This is a genomic window from Maribacter sp. PR1 (assembly GCF_028464145.1).
GTDB lineage: Bacteria > Bacteroidota > Bacteroidia > Flavobacteriales > Flavobacteriaceae > Maribacter.
Genome location: NZ_JAQPCG010000001.1, coordinates 85,693 through 104,328, shown reverse-complemented (window position 1 = coordinate 104,328; position 18,636 = coordinate 85,693). Strand labels below are relative to the sequence as shown.

The following is an 18,636-nucleotide window of genomic DNA, read 5'->3' as shown; positions in this document are numbered from 1 at the left end:
TTTTATTCTGTTGTTTCTGGAGTGCTGCTTCCTTCGGTACGTAATCCTATGCCATTGCTCACGGTGCTTAAATCAGTAGTAACCACCTTATCGCCATTTTCCAATCCAGAGGAGATATAGGCATATTCATCATCGGTCAAAGAAATATCTACTTGTCTAATTTCTAATTTATCATCTTTCATTACCCAGACCGTTTCACTACTCCTTATATGGTCTTTATTCAGGCGTACAACGTTTTTGATGGGAGATGCATTGATAAATACCTCTACAAAAGACCCAATAATTAGTTTGGGTTTATTTTGAATTGTATCATTTTGTGCTAATGGATCTTCTACTCTTACCAAGACACGAGCTAATCTTGTTTGTCCATCCAGGGCGCCAATTTGCCTGTCTAAATATCCTTGTCTAAAAGTACCTTTGGGCCAGGTTGTCGAATTTTCTATTCGCACGGGAGAACCTTTTTCTGAATTATCCTGAGGAAATTTTAACCATTGTAATTTGGACACCGGAACGGTGGCATTCACCCAATAATAATCGGTTCCTACGATACGTCCCAAATTATCCCCTTGAGATACTTGTGAACCTGTAGTAACGTTTTGAGTTAAGATGTGAGCGTCAAAGGGAGCTCTTATCGTTGTTCTTTCTAAGTTTAACTGCGCCTGCTTCATGGAAGCTTTAGAGGCTTCTATGGTAGCCTTCACGGCACTAAGCTGAGGTTTTCTAAGAACTAGTTGTCGCTCTTCTTCGGAGAGTGGGTTACTACCAAAAAGCGAATCATCCACGATTAGTTGAAGGTCTTGAGATGCAATTTGTTGCCGTCCCATTTCTGTATCTAAAGTGGTTTGCGATTGCATCAACTCACTCTTGCGTAGGTCTAAGGTGTTCCTATAGTCCGAAGGATCTATTTGTAACAAAACTTCATTCTTTTTTACAAAACCACCAGGTGTAAACGCAGGGTCACGTCTAATAATTTGACCAGAAACCAATGGACTCAAAAGTACGTCCTCAACGGGTTGAACAGTACCCGTTGCGACAATTACCGGTTCAAAAGTACCTTCTTTCACCTCTGTAACATCGACCAACATTGCTGTTTCCACGGTCGCTCCCTCAGTCTTTGCCTCGGGTTCCGTAGAAAATATTAGGGTAGTTATGGCAATACCTGCCAATATAATCCCCAAACAAATCCATAGTATTTTTTTATTGGTCATTTTTATTGTGTTTTTTCCATTTCTAATTCTCTGTTCGTTTCAAAGCTTCCGGCCAAAGCCCGATGCAGGTTTATTCGAATCTGTATTTTTTGTAATTGTGCGTCTAGGTAATCCCTTCTCAACTGTTGTTCAGCGTCCAGTCCTATTAGGACATCCAAATAGGGACTAAAACCATTCAAAAATTCAACCCGTAATTGTTTATTACTTTTTTCTGCCAATTCTAATTGTCGCTTAATATTCTCGAGTCGCTGCTTCTGCATTTGGTCCCGTACCATAGCATTTTCTACTTCTTGAAAGGCAATCAGGGTCGTTTGACCATATTGATACAGCCGTTGTTGCTTTATGGCTTCCGTTCTATCGACCTCGGCACTTAGTTGTCCGCCGTAAAATAAAGGGGCCAATAAACTTCCCGCGATGGAGTACGCCCAGTTTTTAAATAGGTTGTCAAAATTATTGGAACGCAACTGGCCCCGAGCAGACAGCGAAAGTCTAGGATATTTACTTTTAACGGCAGATGCCATATCGCGATCGGCCGCTAATAATTGCGCATAGGATTGTTGTATGTCCGGTCTGCGACGCACTAATTCTAGTGGTAGTCCAGTTTCCGGTAGCTCAGGTAAAGTAGGTAAATCTTGAGATTCAAGATTTAAAGTGTCCTGTGGCTGTCTACCCAAAAGAACTGCCAATTGATTTTCTAAAATCTGTACATTTGTTTGAAATATAATCCGTTGTTCCTTGGTGCTCTCTAATAGCTGAGCCTGCCTTAGTATATCTACAGCCCTAATTTGTCCACCAACAAATCTAGAACGAATGAGTTTAATAATATCCTCATTAACTCCAATCTGCTCCTCGGTAATTTGCAATTGTTTTTTGGCCACTAGAAGTTGATACCATGTAGATGCTATTTCTGAGGAAAGGGTTATTGCCGCTGTCCGGTAGTCGAAAAGACTGGCCTCTGCACGTAGCTTTTCTGCCTGAACAGAAGTTCGTATTCTACCCCATAAATCTACTTCATAAGATGTGGACAATCCCAATTGCGTATTCTCTCCACCCACAAAATCGGGTTCAGGAAAATTACGGGCAGTTTGCGCGGAAGCATCTATCTGTGGCCACTTATTGGCAGCTTGACCTCTTACCACCGCTTTGGAAGCTATAAATTGTTGCCAAACAGCAGCGAGGTTCATATTGGATTGCATGGCGCTATCCATTAATGTATTTAAGTTTTCATCTTTAAAAACAGTCCACCATTTCTCCTCTAACGGTTGATTTCCTGTCACTGAAAAGTCCTGAATATTTTCAATGGGTAGGGAGGTGTTCGTATATTTTGGCGAACAACCTATAGTTAATAGGAATAGTAAAATGAAAATATATAAATATATGTGAATAAGACCTTTTGATTTAAAAGGTAGATTTATCATAGGGTTGTAGAAAGTTGGTTTTGGTAATGGTACCATATCCAGTAAAATAGTGCATTTACAGGAAAATGAGTATTAACAAAAACATAAAAATGAAGGTTGTGTATAGGGATTGGCGAAATGAGTTAATCATTACATGTATAAAGCGCACTAAACTTCTTATCGCTAATGTTTGGATATTGGTTTCTTCTTTTCTGATCTTTTAATCATCATAGCTTATACGGTCTCTAATCTCACCATTTTCACGGTGTATGATAACATCTGCCTTATACTTCTTTGCAATTAGTTTAGCCTTATTTATTGCCGTACTCTGTTTCCTGTGTTTGCTCGTAATTCTTTTGTTTCCTTCTCGCCGTACCGCCCAATCTTTTTCATAAGGTACTACATGTTGGTGCCAAGTTCTTTCACGTCTAACGTGTTGCGAGCTGTTAAAAAAAACTTCAATCAGTTCGATTATTGTGCGTAGTATGGATTTTTCGGCCATTTGAAATTTTTTATTTCTAAAATACTATTCCTATTCTTTTTATCATATAAATAATATTCTACTTTTTTATTGGTCGACAAAAAAGCCACCTCAAAGGTGGCTTTAGAACAGAAACTTGGTGCTGGATTTACTTGCTAATACAAATGCTTAAGATTCTGATTATAAATATTAAACTCATGCCATTATTGCTTCTGATTTTTCATGCTTCCGATTTTTTTCAGAATGATCCGTTTTTATCTTATTGTCAGCCGGTTCCCACAACGTTTCCGTTTGGTCCTCTGGATCCATGATGATCAGATGAAGCCATTTGTTAGTAATAAGGGATTTTAGAGATGTATTGTTATCCAAAATTTTATCGACCCGTGATTTTGGTGCATGGACGACTACTGATAGTCTTAAGGGGAGGTGGTATGGTTCCTCTGTCTTATCGAACAATGATTCCCAGGGTAGTCCCGTTTTTAAATCTCCGCCGTTTCCTTGGACAACGCCAAATTTACCGGTAACGTTATGTGTGGTTTTGCTTCCCCCTCCGAACTTTTCATTATCTACGGTAGCAAAATAATAGTGGTTATTGATCCACTGTGTTACTACCATAGGACCCTGCATAATAGCTTCTAAGGCAGTTCCTTCTGGATCCATTTTCCAGTCATAGGAATGAAGGAAACAGCGACCGTCCAAGTTTTTTTCTTTGGTTATTTTTCTTGGGGCAATAACAAAACTTGCATTTTTGGCGAGTCCCCATTCAGGTCTGGTTTCACCCCAGTTGCTGGCATTGATATGTGCTTGAAGAATACTGTTCTTATATAAGCAAAGTCTTTCTTGGGTGGCGGTCAGTTGCGCTTTTTCCAAATTTGACCTTAAAGTTTTCAAAGCCTTATGATGTTGTTGAGGTATATTGGAGTCGAAAAGTACAATTTCGTCAGTTGTAGTATTATGCTCAGCGCCAATAAACAAGGTGCCTTTAGGAATTCTAATATTATGTTGTTCCAAAAGCAATTGCCTTACCTCATTTTCGTTTGCCAATTTTGCCAACATTCTGGCGTTGTGCCTTCCTGGACTAGCGGCACATGCGCCACAGTCCAAACTGGAGCCGAAAGGATTGTTGGCAGAATGACTCCCATGCCCCACAAAAAGGACTAGTGGAGCAAAGTTCTTCCAACCCATAAGTTGAAAAGCGGATTTTACTATAGCGGTCTTTTCTGCCAATGGAATAGCAAGTTCTTGTTTTTCCGATGCAATGCTTGTATTTATGGAAGGCTCGCAAGTTTCTTCATAGGTGTTACGTTGTTTGTGATTCCAGCGATATATCGTTTTTGAAAAGAGTGTCCGTGTAAATAAATTTACTCCGTAATAGAAACCTGCACCCTCCACGAAACCAAAGGTTGAAGGCAACATATTTTTCATTCGTTTCAAAAAATAGGTCCAGAATGTACGCACTTCGTTTTTGCGGTCTAACGATTCCTTTTGCGCATCCTTATTCTTTTTAGGGATTTCATTGACTGTATAACATGAGTCCACTATTGGTGGGCAAGATTTTTGCGCAATACCATTCTTTGAATTTTGATAATCCATGGCGATACCAAAGAAGCCGGCATAGCCAAAGGTTTCGTAATGACCTTTGTTTTCCACGTGTCTTCGAATCAACTCCGAACGTGTATCTATGCAGAAAACCATTTGAGCATCAGGGGTAGTTCCCGACTGACTTTGATTAGGTTTAATCGATGATTCCTTCAGCGTTTTAACGAGTTCGTTTTGCCAACTTTTCTCCCAGGCCGATAAAAACAAATATTGCAATTCAGTTATTTGGGATTCGGTATTTCGAACAGTTGAACGCTCAAATATATTCAACCCGATTTTTTTACAAATCCAAAATCTTACGGCCAAATAATCCTTCAATGCAATAGGAGCATTTTTGTGCCACGTTGGTAGACTTTTTGTTCTGTGTTTTATATAGCCTATCCAACCGGGTAAAGCAGCCATATGAACCATAATGGCATCTAAAATTTCTTGTTCGGTTGATTTATTTAGAACGATTTTAAGAGCTTCTTCACTTGTATTGGGAATATTTTTAAGTCTTACATCTCCTAAGCTTTCATCAAAAGGAGCTAGTTTTCTCCATGCTTGGTAAAATCCCTCGGATTTGTAAGGCATTTGCCATTCTGCCAAACCTTCGTCCATAAAGGCACCTAACCACTTTACCATGTAACGATCTAGGGTATTGCTGGTATTCTCTATTTCTTGGGAAATTTGTGATTCCATCATTTGCAGATAGGACTCCGGCGAAGCTGTATACCCTTTTTCTTTCAGTAACTGCTTCAATTCAGAAATACTAATATTGCCATTTTCCAAAGCTTTTCGATAAACTGATACTTTAGGGAAAATCGTAGCACCCAAATTATCCTTGGCCTCTTTCGTTGCTTGGTAAAATGGCTTATTTTCATACCCGCTCAAAGGGTTGGAAGTAACAAAGGAATATAAGGGCCAAGTGGTGCCAATGCATTCGGAAGCCTTATCTATAAGTATATCGATATCTATTCGATTCATTGTGCTTTATTTTTAAACATTAAAATGGTTTTTTTGTTAGGTTGGGATACATTCAAGAGCTTCACATAAAGCCAAGGTAGTTTTCTATAAATGCCAAGCTTCATTAGAAAGAATCCTACTAAGAAGACAATTCCGAAACCAATTTGGAAGGGGGAAATAGCAGTAGGTGCCTCAAAAACCGACATGCCTGACATCAGTATGGTTACCCAATTATAAAACAGCACATAAGCGCCTATACCGGCAATAAAAAGCACCGGGGGCAATACTATTTTTTGCCAACCGCTCAATGGGTTTTGCTTTATAATGTTATAGGTGGCTTGTCCCACTGTAATGGAGGCTATTAAGGTCAGAAAAATTCCGCTGTCCCATTGCATACCTTTTCCGGTGAGTTGTGCGAAAGTATACGCACCCATTACACTAAATAGTAGTACAATTATTGCTTGGTACCATTTAATTCGAATACTTGGCGGATTCTTTGGATCGAGTTGTTCAATTTCTTCTCCGCTGGACAGAAAAAGTGAAGCCTTGTAAAAACCATGAAGTATTAAATGCGTTATGGCTGCGTTAAAGAAACCCAATCCACATTGCATGATCATAAAGCCCATTTGAGCAATCGTGGAGCAGGCCAACCTTTGTTTAACGTTCACTTGTATAAGCTTGATGAACTGTGCCGCTATTGCAGTTAAACCTCCAATGATCAATAGGATGTCCAAGGTATGGGAGGCTAGAATTAGAGGTGCCAATAAGGCCAATAGGATACCCGAACCGTTTACAAATCCGGCGTGCATTAATGCGGATGCTGGGGTAGGTGCCGTTAAAGAGGAAAGCAACCATCGGTGAAAAGGAAATATGGCTGACTGAATCATGGCGGCACCAATAATACAAATGGCTGAAAATATCAAAATATAGTTTGGTGATTCACCAATATTCGCCAACCAACCTTCCAAGGTTATACTATTGTTATAAGCGGCCGGTACGAGCAACCCAATACCTAAAAGGAAACTACCCGCGAAAAAGTATTCTCCAGAAAATTTTTGGGCTTCCCTCGCTTCTCCCCAATTGCTATTCATGCCTATTAGACTGGACATGGTAAGCCCCATCAATAACCAACCTAATACAAGAAGTAATAAATGATTGGATAGAATAAAAAATAAGACAGAAACGGTAAACCCAAGGCATAAGAGCATAAATCTTGACCTGTGACTACGTTCTTTGAAGTATGTGTATGCATAAGTGCTAATAATGGCACTTAAAAAGGAAACCGTAGTGGCTAACAAAATGGTAAAACCATTTATTCTAAGAAGGTCTCCCCATTGCCATTCTGGTATATTTGGAAAATAATAAATTATATAAACCAGATTTACCGTGAATAAAAGCCAAAATAAAACCGGGGTGACCCCGGTTAAAATCTCTTTTTTGGCTTCGCTTGAATTGATTTTCAGGGTATTGTTTAAAAGTGTGGTCATTTCTTTAATTTTAAAGCTCTTTTTGAGTCTGCTTATTTTCAGATTGAACCTTCTCTACTTTCCCCAGCATATTTACGAGTGTTGTTAACCCTATAATGAAACCGCAAAGGAGTAGTTCCTCTAAAAATATAGAGTTGTTAAGGTAAGACAGCATGATAAGGATTAGCATAATAAGCCCTCCGAGGAATATGATGTATGAATTTTTATTTTTCTGCATAATTTTATTTTGAAATTTTAATTGTGGTTCGAGACCAAAAAAATCGACTCAATTCTTATTGCACGTACTTTAAATCCAAGGTGCCATTAATAACTAGATTACATCCCTTTGTTCTTGCTTCGTTGATAATATCACGTGCCAATTCTTTTTCCTTTTGTAGTTCTTGAATTCTGTTATCCAGACCATGGGTCTTACTCTTATGGTTACCCTCCCAGATTTGTAAACGTTGTATTTTGTGGAAGTTTATTTTTTCGTCGATAAGAGCCGTAATCACGTCAGATGCTTCACTAGGTGTGAAGGTTCCATCGACAAGGTTAATTGTTTTTTGATTCTTTTTTGTTTTTTTAAGTTCTTGAGTTTCCATGAATGTTTTTTTAGATTTCTAATACAAAGATGTAGTATAATTATTATAAAATTTTATTTATATTTATAATGATAAACATTAAAATATTTTATGAATTATACTTTGCATCAACTTCAAATATTCCTTAAGATATCTGAATTACAGAGTATTACAAAAGCATCTGAGGAGTTGCATTTGACTCAACCAGCCGTCTCCATTCAGCTTAAAAACTTTCAAGATCAGTTTCCAATTCCCCTAACGGAGGTAGTGGGAAGACGACTTTTTATCACGGATTTCGGAAAGGAAATCGCACAAGCTGCCGAAAGAATTTTAAATCAGGTTCAAGAAATAAATTATCGAACCATGGCCTTTCAAGGAAAACTTTCAGGTCGACTAAAAATATCGGTTGTTTCCACAGGAAAATATGTGATGCCTTTTTTTATGTCCGATTTTATGAAAGAAAATCCCGGTGTGGACCTCATCATGGATGTCACCAATAAAACAAAAGTAGTACGAAGTTTGGAAAAGAATGAGGTGGATTTTGCTTTGGTTTCCGTATTACCGGATAAGTTAAATGTAAAGGGGGTGGAGCTCATGCCAAACAAACTGTTCTACGTAAGTAGCTATAATAGAAAATTTCCCAAATCGCCAACCAAAAGGAGTCTTTTCGAGAAAGTTCCCTTGATTTATAGAGAGCCCGGTTCAGCAACCAGGAACGCGATGGAATCCTTCATAGAAAGTAATAATTTTTCTGTAAATAAAACGATGGAGCTTACTTCCAATGAAGCAGTAAAACAGGCGGTTATTTCAGGTTTGGGCTGCTCTATAATGCCTTTAATAGGCATAAAAAATGCCTTGAAAAACAAAGATGTTAAAATTATACCTGTGAAAGGATTACCTATTATCACCAATTGGAACCTTATTTGGCTAAAGTCAAAAAACCTTTCACCTGCAGCAGTAGCTTTTTTGGACTATTTAGCTAAGAACAAGGAGGAAATAATTCAACAAAAATTTAATTGGATTAAAGGTTTTTAATGCCTGATATTACAGGTCAAGAAAGCGAGCAAACAAAAAGGTCGATTACTTATTAATTAATTTTTGATTTTATTAAAGAAGGAGGATTATCTTCGATGTTCCCTCCTTACCAAAGTTGCAAATAGGAAACCACGAAGCTCAAGCTTCTGGTTCTGTATTTTACTTCATTTCCAAAACAAAGTTTTGAATTTCCATAAAACACAAAACCACGCCTGATGGCGTGGTTTCTTGAGCGTCGTGGAGCCGGAGGGATTCGAACCCTCGTCCAAACAAGCAACGTCAGTGCTTTCTACATGCTTAGTATCTGCTTAGTTTTCGATGTACACCTGACCAGAAACCGCCTAATGTACACTTATCTTCTTTAAGTTTTAGTGGTACCGCCAAAGCTAGCGGATACCCTTGTGTTGATTTTTCTGGTGCTCCTAAATGAATCGCCATCAACAAGGGCTATTCAGGAACATCTCGCTTCCCTACCTTGTAGGGACGAGGCAAATCTTACTATAATTCAGATTATGCGGCAAGAGCGTAATTATTTTCGCCAATTAAAAGTGTGAAGTATGATATTAACGAGCTGTACCCCAGCGCTCGGCATGCTTACAATGCCATTGGTCTCGCTGTCAAAACCAGTCGGCCCCAATATGTTTATGAACTTAATACATTGACCATAAAAATATGGTCGGGTCGCAAAGCTAACAAAAGTTTAGCATTCGCTATAATTTTACCTAGAGCTAATTCCAAGTGTCCTTATTTACTTATTTTAGCTCAAAATCCATACCAAAAGAATATATGAAGTTTGGCATTATTAGAGAACGCAAAAATCCGCCCGATAGGCGCGTAGTATTGTCCCCAACGGCCTGTCAAAAAGTCGTAAAGTCATTTCCCAATGCGGAAATCATCGTAGAACCATCGCCAATTCGAGCCTATGCGGACGATGCCTATATTAAAATGGGTATACCCGTTGCCGATGAAATGGAAGATTGCGATGTTCTCTTAGGGGTGAAAGAGGTACCTATAAAAGCCTTAATACCCCATAAGAAATACTTTTTCTTCTCCCATACCATTAAAAAGCAACCCTATAATAGGGCACTGCTCCAAGCTATTTTGGAGAAAAATATAGAGCTATATGACCACGAGGTCATCACCAATAAACAAGAGCAACGTCTAGTAGCCTTTGGCAGGTATGCGGGTATTGTAGGGGCCTACAATGGTTTTAGAGCTTACGGACTCAAATATGGAATATTTCAACTGCCCAAAGCCAATGATTTGCCTGATCAACAGGCATTGATAAGCGAACTTAAAAAATTGAAACTACCCAATATCAAAGTACTGCTTACCGGCAGGGGAAGGGTAGGTAACGGTTCCCGAGAAATGTTGGATGGCATGGGAATGCGAAGGGTAAACGTCAGTGAGTATCTGGAGGAAGAATTTAATGAACCTGTCTATTGCCAAATCGATGCTGGCGAATACAACAAACGTAAAGATGGGGTTCGTGGAAACAAGGCGGATTTTTTTGCCCATCCGGAAGAGTATAAATCTAACTTTTTTAGATTTGCAAGGGTTACCGATTTCTATATTGCAGGACATTTTTACGGACAGGGTGCCCCCTATCTTTATACCCGGGAAGATGCAAAACAACCAGAGTTTAAAATTAAGGTAGTTGCGGATGTCAGTTGCGATATCGATGGTCCCGTGGCCTCAACTATTAAAGCATCGACTATAGCTGAACCAATCTATGGCTATGACCCACAAACGGAAAAAGAAACCGACTTTAAAAATCTCGATGCGATTGCCGTTATGGCCGTTGATAACTTGCCTTGTGAACTTCCAAGAGATGCCAGTGAAGGTTTTGGCGAGGCATTTGTGAAAAATGTCATTCCTGCCTTTTTCAACAACGATAAGGATGGGGTACTACAACGGGCACGCATGACCCAAAGCGGTAAGCTAACCGAAAGGTATAGTTATTTAAAGGATTTTGTGTCCTAGATTAATTGCTGGGATTAAAAGTCCATGTGACTACAGGTTGTATTTTTGGGGCAACAAAACAACCTAAGGCTCTTAGTTTTAGGTCTACCGCAGATTTTCGCTCGAGTGTTTTTAAATGAAGCATTTTTGTTTCACCCGCTGAAATTTCGAAAACTGGGGAGCTATCATAAAAAGTATAGGCGGATTCATTTTGAAACAATAGGTCGCTGCTGGTTATGTTGGTCAGTTCAATTTCCAATACATTACTATTTCCTGCATAAGTGGCGCTTTCTACTTTAAGGCTTGCTTGCAATAAAGGTGCCAAAAATTCTTCCCTACCTACCATTAAATCATTGTAAACGGCCACGGTTCTTCCGGCGAATAGCGCTTCTTTTACGGAAGGGATGCTTTTCTCCTTGGTAAATACCAAGGTAATGGGTCGGTGGTTTCCTTTCTCGGTATAATCCCAATCAATGAGACCATGAACGTCGCTCGTACCCATGATGGTCAGGTTATTCTCCAAAGCCAAGGCCAAGGATTCCTCGGCGTAGTCCGTCATATTGATTACTTCGATACCGTGTAGCTCTCCTTTATTAATTCTTTCCTTTTGAAATTCGCTCAGTATAGGATTTCCATCAGGGTTTTGGGCATACCAGGCCGGATGGTTCCAGAATACAAAAGCATTCTGTTTTTTTGCTTCGGCGAAAGCATTTTCTGCTTTATCCTGTAGTATGGGGTTGGCATCTTCTATAAAAACCGCATTGTTATGTCCCATCGGGGCATCTCGGGTAATTTCTGAACCATGGACAATCAGAAGGTCATGGTCTTTGGCTTCCTGTAAAGCGATTTTATAAGAGCGGTTTCTATCTGGGTGGGGAATATCTTTGGAATGAGGTTGATATTCCAAATGCTCCGTAAGCGAAATAACATCCAGGTTATCTCGAAGGGCTTCTTGTACCCTAATATTAGGCCAAACATTTCCATCAGAAAAAACGGTATGCATATGTAAATCGGTCTTAATACTCTTATATCCAGGTATATCCGGGAAGGTCAAGGGTCTTGAGCTCCGGTGTGAATGTTCTTGACCAACTGCGGTAATGGTTGTTAATATTAAAACGAGGACTATTAGGTTTTTCATGATCGGTATTTTTTCAAATGTATGAATATGAGCTTATTTCGTGAACGGCTAGCCATTTATTTTACATTAAAAAATCTTTAATTTATCAAAGAAACCCCAACTCCAAAAGTGGTTTGCCTGTGGTTGTAGTCAATAAGGCTTTCACCATACCCGTCAAAAATTTGAATGTGGGCACTAAAATTTTTAACAATTGGAAAGGAATAGTTCAATTGTATGCTGCCCCTACTTTTATCGCCAAACCGCAGTGAGTGCCTAGCTATGGCGTAGAAGCGCTGCCTGCCCCAATCATAGGTGACTTTGGCCTCGGCTCTTCCTATATAGTCCATAATTTGGGGATTATCATCATTACTACCGCCCAACCTGATCCAATTTTTGAGCATGATTTGCAAGGGGCCACGATCAAATCCAGCATGAACGCTAAATCGGTTCCAACTTCTGGAAAGCGGGTCGGACCTACCGTTGGATTCGTGTACAAATGCAGCTCCCGCCATTCTTCCCGTAAAACCCAACACCTTAAAGTTCAATGGGAAATTTAGGATTATTTCTGGCTGGTAGTTCGTTTCCCTGAAAGGTCTGGAAAGTTCTTTGTTGTATAGTTGCCAATAGGCCCGTTGTGAAAACGCTGCCCAAACATCGGCCTTACCCCAAAGTGCCTTGTAAAAAACTTTGGTTTTCAAACTTAGCTGAAATTTGGCCTCCACTACATCAAGTTCTACGGGTTCTGATAAAAAATTGTTCCTTTCCTCGCTACTGGGAAACTTATTGGTGTTCGTGGAAAATTTGCCCACCGTAAAATATACAGGCTCGTAAGAGGTAATAATAAAGGTGCCTCTGTGGTATTCTTCCTTCAATTCCCACATTTCAGACAGGGTTTTACTATTTTTAAAAATCCAATCCTTTTCCTCATTGTTCTGCGCAAAACAAGAAATGGAAAATTGAAAAATTGTAAGAATAAAAATTAGTGTAGCATATTTTTTTGGCATGTTCATTTCTTGAAAGGTGTAAAACTATATATTTGAATCCCGTCCCCATAACTTACACTGAAAATATACTGCTTCAATTAAAAATTGATTTTTATGAACCCAGCTGAGAATTACATATTCAGTCAACCTGAGCCCTACAGGAGTATTTTGATGCATTTGCAACTGGTTATTGAAAAAACGCTTCCTGAGGTTTCTCTAAAATACAAATGGAATATTCCTTGTTTCTATGTTGACAAGTCTCCCATTTGCTATTTGAACGCATCCCATAAAAAACAATTCGTGGATATCGCTTTTTGGAACTCTGCACATTTGACCAAACATTTGGATAAAATGGTCTCTGAAAAGCGAAAAGTAGTACGTTCGTTGCGTTTTGCCTCCCTCGAGGAAATTGATGACAAGGTTTTGACCGAAGTTTTGGAAGATGCCTATTTGGTCAGAAAAAATGGGTTTTACAAACGATAGCACTTCAAGTTTTTGTCCCTGCAAGGGTCTTGTTTGCTTTTCTTTTCAATTTGAAAAAAGCAATCCAAAGTGATACCCCTCCAAGAACCAACCACAATAAATCTACCAAAAGAATATGTTGGCATCCATTTTTATAGGCGACCCAAAACCAGTTACCCGTCATCATGCCATCTACTATAGGAATCAGGAGTCCTAAAATCCCTCCGGAAATTAAAGTCCATCTATTGGTAAAGATATTGTCGTTCTTGATTATAAAAATGATGGACAAGAGGAGCCACCCAATAAAATAGGTGTTACTTATGAACAGTTTTCCATCGGTAGGTTGAAAAATCTTTACCAGTATAAATTGCAAGGCCGTTATGGGATACATGGTCAGACAAATGGATAAATAAACTCTGACAACGTTGGTATTGAAACGTCTTCTTTTTTCTGGAACATGTTTTTTATCGCGGGCCACCAACCAAATCATGATACCCGAAATAATCACAAAACAGGATATAATTCCTAGGACGAACGAAATAAGCCTTAAACCTAGCCCCCCATAATCCCCTAGGTGTAAACGGAACAAGGTATTTTTTACCCCATCCAAATAGGAACTGGTTTCCAAGGGATTTTTTTGCGCTACCAAGCTATTGTCAGATACCTTATAAACAGCATTGCCCATACCATTGAATTTTGAGTAATACTCCAAATGCCCGCTTATTGAGACATGCATATTGGCATCATTATAATTGAAGATGTGGGCTTCTGTTACGTTAAACCCTGGCCATTTTTGTTTTGCCCGTAGTATATAACTATTAATGTTGATAGGTACTTCCAGAGGTTTTCCGGAGTATTCAAAAATGGGATGGCTGTATTCCAGGTCCTCAAATAATTGGGTTTGATTACCATCATACAAAGCCAGAACGGTAGGAGCCACCAATAGAGCTTTTAGTAGAAAAAATGCGCCGGTAAGGGCATACACAAATTGAAAAGGAAAACCTATTACCCCCAATGCCGTATGGGCATCGGTCCATAGCGTCTTTAGTTTTTGCCAAGGTCTAAAAACATAAAAATTAGATACCATTTTGTTCCAGTGTACAACAATGCCCGTAAAGATGGCAAATAAAAAAAAGAAGGCTACAAAACCGGAAAGGTAACGCCCGTATGGATAAGGAATCTGGTCCAAGAAATGTAATCGGTATAGAAATTCGCCAAGGCTATAATTTTCCTGATAGCTACCCTTTGAGCCATCTTGGGTATCATAATAAAAAAAAGTGCCCTGCTTGTCCGCATTCCGAGCATCGGGATGTTTGGAACTACTTATGTTCACATTAATATTTCGTTCGTTGAAATAATGTGAAATCTCGATGTCCCTCCCGTCCAAATTATAATCTTCACCAAGATTTTTCAATACACCATCAACATCATTGGGAATTTGATCTTGTACTGTAATTTTATGACCACGTTCCCAATTGGCTATTTCATCCCTAAAAAATGAAAATGACCCCGCAAAAAAAATAACGTATAACGCCACGCTGATAACAATACCACTTACCGTATGCAAATGGAAAAGGATATTATAGGTTCTTTTTTCCATGATTAAGGTATGGGATTTAAGGATTTACCATAGTATATGATAATCAAGAGTAATACAGAGATCAATAGATATATGGTCCAGACCTTCCATCCGTTTTTTGCCAGAAAAGTGAAAATCATTAAAACAGCCCATAGTATAAACGCGGAATAGGTGCTGGTAATGATTAAGGTAACATGGTCAGACCAGCTCGCAATGGCCAAGTGCAATAGGATGGTGACCATAAAACTACCGAGTATGGCCGCGGTTATTTTGGAAAATCGGGACCAAAAATTGGTGTTGAGGTATTTAGGATGTGCCGGCATATCAAGAAATTAAATATTGAAAGAGCAAAAAGAGCAACAACCCCGTAACTAAGCTCAAATAGTTAAGCAAGCGCAGTGGTTGAAGGATGATGATGATGGAACCTACGGTCATTAAAACGATGATAAAGGTAAATAGCCCCGTACCCCATCCCCAAAGAAAAATAGAGGTTGAGGCTGCACTTAATAGTGAAGTAACACCGATAGAATTGGAGATTAGGTTGTTTTCGTAGCACCATTCCTCAAAACCGAAGTTATTGGCGATGACCATACGTTTAGAAGTTGCATAGCACAGGTAAAACCCGATAAACGCTAGAGTGAAAATAAAAGTGTACATAGGCTATTTAGTAATGCAATAGGTGGCACAATGCCAGATAAATTCATAGTCTTTCCCTTTAAAGCGTCCGGGTACCCGTTCCTCAAAAGTTGTTTCCATGGTATATTTTGTTTTCCATGGAAGATCGAACGTCACCACACCATTACCGTCCGTTTCCAAGGTTTTGGTCCAAAGATCACTGACAAAGATTTTAAACTCGTTTTTGGGCAAGGGTTTGCCCTTGAATACAACCTGAAGTTTTATATCGTCTCCTTCATGCTGTAATTCCCTTATGGCAATACCCTCTTCGTTAATAATGGCGGTATTTCCGTCGGAGTTGCCAACCTGGACTTTTGTAGTGGAATGATAATGGGTTTTAAAGATTCCAAAATCCCATTGGGTGTAATCCAGAACTTCAATTTCATTATTGTTGAGAACCACCGTGTAGGTGCCGTTTATTGTAGGAGTGAAATGTCCAACATAGTAGGTGTTGGAAGCTTTGGTGTCTATATAAGTTTTGGTTCCGTCCGGGCCTACGACCCAAATATCGAATTTTGCAACGGAAGGGAAATTCTCCCCTTGGACCTTTTCTATAACACCATACGTGTATTCCCCATAATGTACGCGTACTTCCTGTCGTTTTCCCAAAGTTCCCGTTCTGTCGGTTTCTAGCCATAAATAATGGGCAAAGGTGGGGGCAATTGTGAATAGTATTAAAAATAGGGTAATCGATATTTTTTTCATTTTTTAAAATTTTGATTCGCCCCCAACTTTTGGCCGAGGGCAAATCGGTTTAACTAACAAAACACTAAAGACTTGTACTCCAAACCATTTTTTAAAAGGTGTATGCTACGGTCAATCTTCCGTTGATTCCAGGTTCTGATTGCCAGTATAGGTAAGAACCATAGTTGGCACCGGAATAGAGATATTCGTCCAAAATATTGTTGATGTTCAGCTGAACCCTAAAATTGCTGTTTCTCCAAGAAAGGGCTCCGTCCATTCTAAAGTAGTCCGGTAGGTCGGATTGGTTGTCGGCGGCCCAAGCCCAAGTAGACCTATCTACTTGGTATTGATAGCCCAAGGAAACACCAAAACCTTTCAATACCGAAGTTTGGCCAAAGTTATAGTTGAGCCAACCATTGGTCACATGTTTGGCGTGGCCAGCTACTCTGGTTCCAACAAGGTCTGGATTAGGGTCTTCCGTTACTTCCACATTGGTAATGGCATAATTGAGAACTACGTTGAACTCTGGTGTAACCTGACCTTGGAGGTCAAATTCTATACCCTTGGACTGAACTTCACCCAAGTACATGGAAAAGTTTGGGTTGGAGGGATCCGTGGTCAAAATATTTTCTTTGGTGATTTGATATACCCCTAACGAAGTTCTTAAACGACCTCCGAAGAATGTCTTTTTTATCCCCCCCTCAATATCGTTGGCATCCACAGGGTCGTTCAGAGGCTGCATGTCCACACTCATTCCTGCTTGTGGCAAGAAGGATTGATCATATAGCCCATAAACGGTCAAATCAGGTAGGATGTCCACGCTCAAACCAATACGGGGCGTAAGAACATCATCGTTTTCAGTTTTGCCTTGCGTGTGCAAGTTGGTATAACGTCCGGCCAAGGTCAAACGAATTTTGTCTTCCAAAAAGCCAATTTCATCCTGTAGGTAGTATCCCCTTAGTGTGTTTGCGCTATACGGAGTTCCACCATTTCGATGTTGAACGTTCACGGAACGATCAAACTCTGGGAATTCAACACCATATTCAGGATTGTATATGTTGAATGGGACAGCGGTATCCACGGGAAGTGTAACCGAGAAATCGGCCCAATAGGATTTTTCACTAAAATCGAAGCCTCCCAATATTTTATGGGAAACTGCGCCAGTATTAAAGGCACCGTTGATATATAATTGCGCATATTTACCGACGGATAGGGCATCCCATTGCGAGATTGTTCTAATAGCATCCCCGGTAGCACTGTCGAGTCCACCGATCCATGCAGAGTTACCAACTTGATCATATCTTAGATATGCCATTTGACCTTCGACGCTCCAATTATCGATGAACTCGTGTTTGGCATTCAGGAAGAAAGTAACTTCTTGAATGTCGGTTTTAGGATAGTTGGTGTCAACAAAATTGAAATCACGGGGAAGGCTGGCGTAACCATCTTCCACAGGTGCAAAAATATAGGCCGAACCGAGGAACGATTCTGCATCCTGCAAATTCATTTCTGCGGTGACGGAGGTTTTTTCGCTGAATTTGTAGGTTAGGGCAGGAGCAATACCAAATCTATCTGTTTGTTCATTGCCTCTGTGGCTATCCGTTGTTTGGTACATGGCATTGAAACGATATAGTAATTTTCCGTTATCGGATGCCTTACCACCTACATCCACCGTACCACGATAAAAATCAAAACTTCCTATCATGAAGGATGCATTGGCAATAAAATCTTCCGTAGGTTTTTTAGTAACTACATTATAAAAACCACCAGGTTCACCAGCGGACATCATAAAACCTGCGGGACCTTTTACAAATTCAATACGTTCCACCGTATTCATGTCTTCGGCCAATGGTCCCCAACTGTCCTGCACGTTTACTCCGTTTCTAAAAGCGGGTAAACGAAAACCACGCATATTGATTCTGGCAAATTGACCCCAGTGCTCCAACATGGTGACTCCACTTACGTTTCTGGTGAGGCCATCCATAATGGTGGTTACCTGTTGGTCTTGTAACAGTTCGTTGCTGATGACCTGAATGTTTTGTGGGAGCTTTACCAGTTCCGTTTTTAATCGTAAGGATTGGGATGGTTCTCGTTGCACGTACTTGTTTTGATGGCCTTCCACGGTAACTTCATTAAGTTGTTCCTGGGTTTCTATGAGTACAATAGTACCGAGCTCTGTCTTTTCGTTGGCCTTTATGAGTACGGACACTTCTTTTTTTGAAAAGCCCAAGGAAGATAGTCTAAGAGTATAGTTTCCGGGGCGTAAGTTTTCTATGGTAAAGTATCCTTGGATGTTGGACATTGTTCCTTTGTTCGAACCCTTGACCATTATATTGGCGTCCGAAATAGGGGAATTAGAAGTTGTCATGACCCGGCCATTTAAGCTACCTGTTTGGGCAGAAATTGTTGCTGCACAGATTATAAAAAGAAATAAAGTGTAAAAAATTTTCATTTATTAATAG

The 18,636-nt window shown here is 39.7% G+C and carries 17 protein-coding genes and 1 other RNA gene; 3 read left to right on the top strand and 15 right to left on the bottom strand.

What is annotated here, in order from left to right; genetic code table 11:
• Window positions 1-2: 2 nt before the first annotated feature.
• From PP182_RS00475 to PP182_RS00445, 7 genes are all read right to left on the bottom strand, one after another.
• Window positions 3-1,208: an efflux RND transporter periplasmic adaptor subunit gene (locus PP182_RS00475; RefSeq protein WP_272649366.1), complete on the bottom strand. Its 1,206-nt coding sequence runs from the start codon at window positions 1,206-1,208 to the stop codon at window positions 3-5.
• 2 nt (window positions 1,209-1,210) lie between these two features.
• On the bottom strand, window positions 1,211-2,626 hold the full coding sequence (locus tag PP182_RS00470) for an efflux transporter outer membrane subunit (RefSeq protein ID WP_272649365.1): 1,416 nt from the start codon (window positions 2,624-2,626) through the stop codon (window positions 1,211-1,213).
• Between the two features lie 199 nt (window positions 2,627-2,825).
• The gene (locus PP182_RS00465) at window positions 2,826-3,107 is read right to left on the bottom strand and encodes a DUF2188 domain-containing protein (protein ID WP_272649364.1); all 282 of its coding nucleotides are present in this window, start codon (window positions 3,105-3,107) and stop codon (window positions 2,826-2,828) included.
• A gap of 174 nt (window positions 3,108-3,281) precedes the next feature.
• Window positions 3,282-5,651: a DUF2309 domain-containing protein gene (locus PP182_RS00460; RefSeq protein WP_272649363.1), complete on the bottom strand. Its 2,370-nt coding sequence runs from the start codon at window positions 5,649-5,651 to the stop codon at window positions 3,282-3,284.
• Entirely contained in the window at window positions 5,648-7,117 is a 1,470-nt protein-coding gene (locus PP182_RS00455; RefSeq protein ID WP_272649362.1) for a proton-conducting transporter transmembrane domain-containing protein, read from the bottom strand. The genes PP182_RS00460 and PP182_RS00455 overlap by 4 nt, the downstream gene beginning before the upstream one ends.
• Window positions 7,118-7,127: 10 nt before the next feature.
• Window positions 7,128-7,334 (bottom strand): hypothetical protein, encoded by a 207-nt coding sequence (locus tag PP182_RS00450; protein WP_272649361.1) that lies wholly within the window; start codon window positions 7,332-7,334, stop codon window positions 7,128-7,130.
• Between the two features lie 55 nt (window positions 7,335-7,389).
• On the bottom strand, window positions 7,390-7,698 hold the full coding sequence (locus tag PP182_RS00445) for a hypothetical protein (protein WP_272649360.1): 309 nt from the start codon (window positions 7,696-7,698) through the stop codon (window positions 7,390-7,392).
• Between the two features lie 90 nt (window positions 7,699-7,788).
• On the opposite strand from PP182_RS00445, the gene PP182_RS00440 reads away from it, so the two are divergent.
• Window positions 7,789-8,712 carry a LysR family transcriptional regulator gene (locus tag PP182_RS00440; RefSeq protein WP_272649359.1) on the top strand — a complete coding sequence of 308 codons (924 nt, stop codon included), beginning with the start codon at window positions 7,789-7,791 and terminating at the stop codon, window positions 8,710-8,712.
• A 235-nt stretch (window positions 8,713-8,947) separates the two neighbouring features.
• On the opposite strand, the gene ssrA is transcribed toward PP182_RS00440, so the two are convergent.
• Window positions 8,948-9,347: a transfer-messenger RNA gene (gene ssrA, locus PP182_RS00435) on the bottom strand.
• 151 nt (window positions 9,348-9,498) lie between these two features.
• On the opposite strand from ssrA, the gene PP182_RS00430 reads away from it, so the two are divergent.
• Window positions 9,499-10,695: an NAD(P)-dependent oxidoreductase gene (locus PP182_RS00430; protein WP_272649358.1), complete on the top strand. Its 1,197-nt coding sequence runs from the start codon at window positions 9,499-9,501 to the stop codon at window positions 10,693-10,695.
• A 1-nt stretch (window position 10,696) separates the two neighbouring features.
• Here the strand turns inward: PP182_RS00430 and PP182_RS00425 are convergent, their stop codons facing one another.
• Together PP182_RS00425 and PP182_RS00420 are read right to left on the bottom strand one after the other, a co-directional pair.
• Complete coding sequence (locus tag PP182_RS00425; RefSeq protein ID WP_272649357.1) at window positions 10,697-11,812, bottom strand: Sb-PDE family phosphodiesterase; 1,116 nt, start codon at window positions 11,810-11,812, stop codon at window positions 10,697-10,699.
• Window positions 11,813-11,889: 77 nt separating this feature from the next.
• Complete coding sequence (locus tag PP182_RS00420; protein WP_272649356.1) at window positions 11,890-12,795, bottom strand: phospholipase A; 906 nt, start codon at window positions 12,793-12,795, stop codon at window positions 11,890-11,892.
• Between the two features lie 93 nt (window positions 12,796-12,888).
• On the opposite strand from PP182_RS00420, the gene PP182_RS00415 reads away from it, so the two are divergent.
• On the top strand, window positions 12,889-13,257 hold the full coding sequence (locus tag PP182_RS00415; protein WP_272649355.1) for a DUF1801 domain-containing protein: 369 nt from the start codon (window positions 12,889-12,891) through the stop codon (window positions 13,255-13,257).
• Between the two features lie 4 nt (window positions 13,258-13,261).
• Here PP182_RS00415 and PP182_RS00410 read toward each other — a convergent pair whose 3' ends face one another.
• From PP182_RS00410 to PP182_RS00390, 5 genes are all read right to left on the bottom strand, one after another.
• On the bottom strand, window positions 13,262-14,836 hold the full coding sequence (locus PP182_RS00410; protein ID WP_272649354.1) for a PepSY-associated TM helix domain-containing protein: 1,575 nt from the start codon (window positions 14,834-14,836) through the stop codon (window positions 13,262-13,264).
• A gap of 2 nt (window positions 14,837-14,838) precedes the next feature.
• Entirely contained in the window at window positions 14,839-15,138 is a 300-nt protein-coding gene (locus tag PP182_RS00405) for a hypothetical protein (protein WP_272649353.1), read from the bottom strand.
• 1 nt (window position 15,139) lies between these two features.
• Window positions 15,140-15,472, bottom strand: coding sequence for a hypothetical protein (locus tag PP182_RS00400; protein ID WP_272649352.1), 333 nt, complete (start codon window positions 15,470-15,472; stop codon window positions 15,140-15,142).
• 3 nt (window positions 15,473-15,475) lie between these two features.
• Window positions 15,476-16,195, bottom strand: coding sequence for a DUF4198 domain-containing protein (locus PP182_RS00395; RefSeq protein ID WP_272649351.1), 720 nt, complete (start codon window positions 16,193-16,195; stop codon window positions 15,476-15,478).
• A 91-nt stretch (window positions 16,196-16,286) separates the two neighbouring features.
• The gene (locus tag PP182_RS00390; RefSeq protein WP_272649350.1) at window positions 16,287-18,626 is read right to left on the bottom strand and encodes a TonB-dependent receptor; all 2,340 of its coding nucleotides are present in this window, start codon (window positions 18,624-18,626) and stop codon (window positions 16,287-16,289) included.
• Window positions 18,627-18,636: the final 10 nt, after the last annotated feature.